Genomic DNA, 3908 nt, shown 5'->3' with positions numbered 1-3908 from the left:
GTAGGCGTCCGGCCGCACGTACTGCTGGAGCGTCAGCAGCGCGTCGTACGTCTCGATGGTCTGCCGGTGCGCCTGGAGCACCGGTGGGTAGCGCGGCCGGAGCACTTCCTGGAGCCGGCTGCGCCGGGGCCGGGCGAGCGCCACGTGGGGGACCGCCGTCACCAGGTCCCGCCACAGCGGCCACAGCCGCCAGGAGGTCCGCAGCGCGGCGGCGGACCGGGCCAGCGCGGTGGCGGTGGGCACCAGCAGCGACGCCGCCCGCAGGAGACCGTGCGCCCCCATCACCATGGACAGCCAGGGCAGCAGGGCCGGGGCCAGCCCGTAGAGGTGGCCGAGGTAACCGCACCAGAAGACCAGGGCGAGGACGCTGCCCACCGCGAACAGCCGCAGCGACCACACCAGATCGCGTTCCGTCGTACGCAGGCTGTAGCGCCAGCACACCACCACGGCGACGGCGTCGCCGAGCAGGTGGGCGATGCTGAGGATCAGCCAGTAGGCGGCCGTCGCGGACGCGGGCCGCTGCGCGGACGCCGCGCCGATCGGCTGACCGGCCCCCAGCAGATCCAGCACGAGCAGCGCCGCCAGGACCGCCGTCAGCCCTGCCACCACAGAGCGGCGCAGCCGCGGGGAGCACCGGCAGTCCACCACGAACAGCAGGACCAGTCCCGCGCTGAGGACGCCGATCAGATTGCGCACCAGCGACACCGTGTGGACGTCGATGCCGGTGGAGGTGAGCGCGCTGACGACCCTCCGCTGGAAGAGCGTGATCGCGGTGGTCGTCGCCAGCACGGTGATCCACAGCCCCCGCAGCCGCGGCTCGCGCAGCGCCGGGCGCGCCCGCCAGACGAGGGCGCACCACAGAGCGACGACGCCGGCGAGTCCGACCCGGGCCGCCAGCTCACTCACCGGCATGGGCGGTCACCCCCAGGAACGCGCCGAGGCGTCCCAGGGGACCCGCCACCCGGCCGGTCTTCCCGGCGCTCTGGATCAGGCTGGCGATCATCTCGGCTTCTTGTTCCTCGGTGGTCGTGTAACTGGTTCTGGCCATCAGCCGTCGGACGAGATGGGACGTGGGAGCCCCCGGGAGCCGGCCGGCCGGCAGCTCACCGTCATCCGTGAAGGTGCGGTGGTGATCGCACAGGACATGGCCGATCTCGTGCAGGATGATGTGCTCCTGGTGCAGGGGAGCGGTCCTGGTCTCGTAGAACACGTAGTCGGCGTCCTTGGTGCCCAGCCACAGCCCGCACGCCCCGGTGGCCGCCGCCTGCTCGGGCAGCTCCCGGAGCACCAGCGGACGGCCTCTCAGTTCCTCCACCCGCGCGCGGAGCTCCTCCAGGGTGAGCGACCGGTCCACCCCGAGATCCCGCAGGATCGCGGCACACCTGCGCTGCAGCGCCGCGTACTCGCTCGTTCTCCTCACCTGACGTCACCCCCGCTCGCTGTTTCTCACCGGCCGGAACGGCTGCGGCTGCTCCCCGTCCCGGACGCGTCGGGGGCGACGGCGGACTCGCTTGGGTGTCTCACTCGCTCGGAGACCTCCTCGTCGGTGAAGTGGTCCGGTGTGGCCCCGGAGAGGCTTTGCCGGTACGGATACGGGCCGTGTCCCCGGGGCAAGCTGCCGACCCACCTAAGCAGGTCGTCCGCCTTTTTGCACACGCCTGCCCGGGCTTTCGGACGCCCTTTGGCGGAAAATGTCTCCTGTCCTCGCGGCCTTCGCGGACGCGCCTGCGGCGCACCGCTGTGACTGCCGTCACAGGTGGCGGGAGCGGGTCTGTCATCGTCCCTGTCCGCCGTGCCGGGCGGCCGTACCACCTGGGAACTCCCGGGACACGGGCCGCCCTGGACCGCCTACCCTGGAACGCATGACCAGCAGCAGCGACCGGAGCCCGGCAGTGGACGTTCCCGCCCCCAAGAGTTACGAGATCCGCACCTACGGGTGCCAGATGAACGTCCACGACTCCGAGCGATTGGCCGGGCTGCTCGAAGAGGCCGGATACGTGCGGGCGCCCGAGGACGCGGACGGGGACGCCGACGTCGTCGTCTTCAACACCTGCGCGGTCCGGGAGAACGCCGACAACCGGCTCTACGGCAACCTCGGCCGGCTCGCGCCGAGGAAGGCCTCGCGCCCCGGCATGCAGATCGCGGTCGGCGGCTGCCTCGCGCAGAAGGACCGCGACACCATCGTGAAGAAGGCGCCCTGGGTGGACGTCGTCTTCGGCACGCACAACATCGGCAAGCTGCCCGTCCTGCTGGAGCGCGCCCGCGTCCAGGAGGAGGCGCAGGTGGAGATCGCCGAGTCCCTGGAGGCGTTCCCCTCCACGCTGCCGACCCGCCGCGAGAGCGCCTACGCGGCCTGGGTGTCGATCTCCGTGGGCTGCAACAACACCTGCACCTTCTGCATCGTCCCGGCGCTGCGCGGCAAGGAGAAGGACCGCCGCCCCGGCGACATCCTGGCCGAGATCGAGACCCTGGTCGGCGAGGGCGTCTCGGAGATCACGCTGCTCGGCCAGAACGTCAACGCCTACGGCTCCGACATCGGCGACCGCGAGGCCTTCAGCAAGCTGCTGCGCGCCTGCGGGAAGATCGAGGGCCTGGAGCGGGTCCGCTTCACCTCCCCGCACCCGCGTGACTTCACGGACGACGTGATCGCGGCCATGGCCGAGACCCCGAACGTCATGCCCCAGCTGCACATGCCGCTCCAGTCCGGCTCGGACACGGTCCTGAAGGCCATGCGCCGCTCCTACCGCCAGGAGCGGTACCTGGGGATCATCGAGAAGGTGCGGGCCGCCATCCCGCACGCCGCGATCACCACCGACATCATCGTGGGCTTCCCCGGCGAGACCGAGGAGGACTTCGAGCAGACGCTGCACGTCGTCCGCGAGGCCCGGTTCGCCCAGGCGTTCACCTTCCAGTACTCCAAGCGCCCCGGCACCCCCGCCGCGACCATGGAGAACCAGATCCCCAAGGAGGTCGTCCAGGCGCGCTACGAGCGGCTGGTCGCCCTCCAGGAGGAGATCTCCTGGGAGGAGAACAAGAAGCAGGTCGGCCGCACGCTGGAGCTGATGGTCGCCGAGGGCGAGGGCCGCAAGGACGGCGCCACCCACCGCCTCTCCGGCCGCGCCCCCGACAACCGCCTGGTCCACTTCACCAAGCCCGACCAGGAGGTCCGCCCCGGCGACGTGGTCACCGTCGAGGTCACCTACGCCGCCCCGCACCACCTCCTCGCCGAGGGCCCCGTACTCGCCGTGCGCCGTACGCGCGCGGGCGACGCCTGGGAGAACCGCAACGCGGCGGAGGCCGCCAAGCCGGCGGGCGTGATGCTGGGCCTGCCGAAGATCGGTGTGCCCGAGCCGCTCCCGGTGCCGGCGGGCAGCGGCTGCGGCTGCGACTGAGACCCGTCGGCGTACGGGCGTACGTCCGTCCGGGCGTGTGCGGAGTCCCCGCACGGCTGTCCGGGCGCGCGGGTGTCGCACGGGCATCCGGGCGTACATCCTCGGTGACCGAGGGTGGCGCCCGGCCGGTCCGCGCGGGGAGTTAACCTGCCGACCATGCTTGTCGCCGCCGCAGTCTGCCCCTGCCCTCCGCTGCTCGTGCCCGAGGTCGCCGCGGGTGCCGCACCAGAACTGGACGCCGCCCGCACGGCCTGCTCGGACGCGCTCGGCGTGCTCGCCGCCGCCCGCCCCGACCTGCTGGTGGTCGTCGGCACCGCCGAACCGGGCGGGCGCGGCCCGTTCCCGCAGGGCACCCCGGGTACGTTCCGCGGCTTCGGGGTCGACGTGGACGTACGTCTGAGCCCCGAACGCCTTCGCCACCGGCCGCAACCCGCGCAACGCGGCCGTGTGCTGCACCGAGGGCATCCTGCGCCTGCTGGACGAGCGCGAGTGGAGGCGGGCACCCAGCAGCTTCCG

The 3908-nt window shown here is 72.3% G+C and carries 3 protein-coding genes and 1 pseudogene; 2 read left to right on the top strand and 2 right to left on the bottom strand.

All coding sequences use genetic code 11. From position 1 onward, the window contains the following. Together H5J33_RS26600 and H5J33_RS26595 are read right to left on the bottom strand one after the other, a co-directional pair. Positions 1 to 912, bottom strand: a 912-nt coding sequence (locus tag H5J33_RS26600; protein WP_220212771.1) for an MAB_1171c family putative transporter, incomplete at its 3' end; no start/stop codon positions are given. Next, positions 899 to 1420, bottom strand: a complete 522-nt coding sequence (locus H5J33_RS26595; RefSeq protein ID WP_181797387.1) for a regulator component — start codon at positions 1418 to 1420, stop codon at positions 899 to 901. The genes H5J33_RS26600 and H5J33_RS26595, both read right to left, overlap by 14 nt. 442 nt (positions 1421 to 1862) lie before the next feature. Here H5J33_RS26595 and miaB point away from each other — a divergent pair, with 442 nt between their 5' ends. Further along, positions 1863 to 3392: a tRNA (N6-isopentenyl adenosine(37)-C2)-methylthiotransferase MiaB gene (miaB, locus tag H5J33_RS26590; protein ID WP_181797386.1), complete on the top strand. Its 1530-nt coding sequence runs from the start codon at positions 1863 to 1865 to the stop codon at positions 3390 to 3392. Between the two features lie 156 nt (positions 3393 to 3548). Then, positions 3549 to 3908, top strand: a pseudogene (locus H5J33_RS26585) (hypothetical protein); the annotation flags it as partial.

The organism is Streptomyces sp. WELS2 (assembly GCF_013870595.1).
GTDB lineage: Bacteria > Actinomycetota > Actinomycetes > Streptomycetales > Streptomycetaceae > Streptomyces.
This window is presented reverse-complemented; position numbering and strand designations above follow the sequence as displayed.

Bases quoted from the DNA above. Each gene is read 5' to 3' on its own strand.
- miaB (WP_181797386.1), top strand. From the start codon at position 1,863: ATGACCAGCAGCAGCGACCGGAGCCCGGCAGTGGACGTTCCCGCCCCC.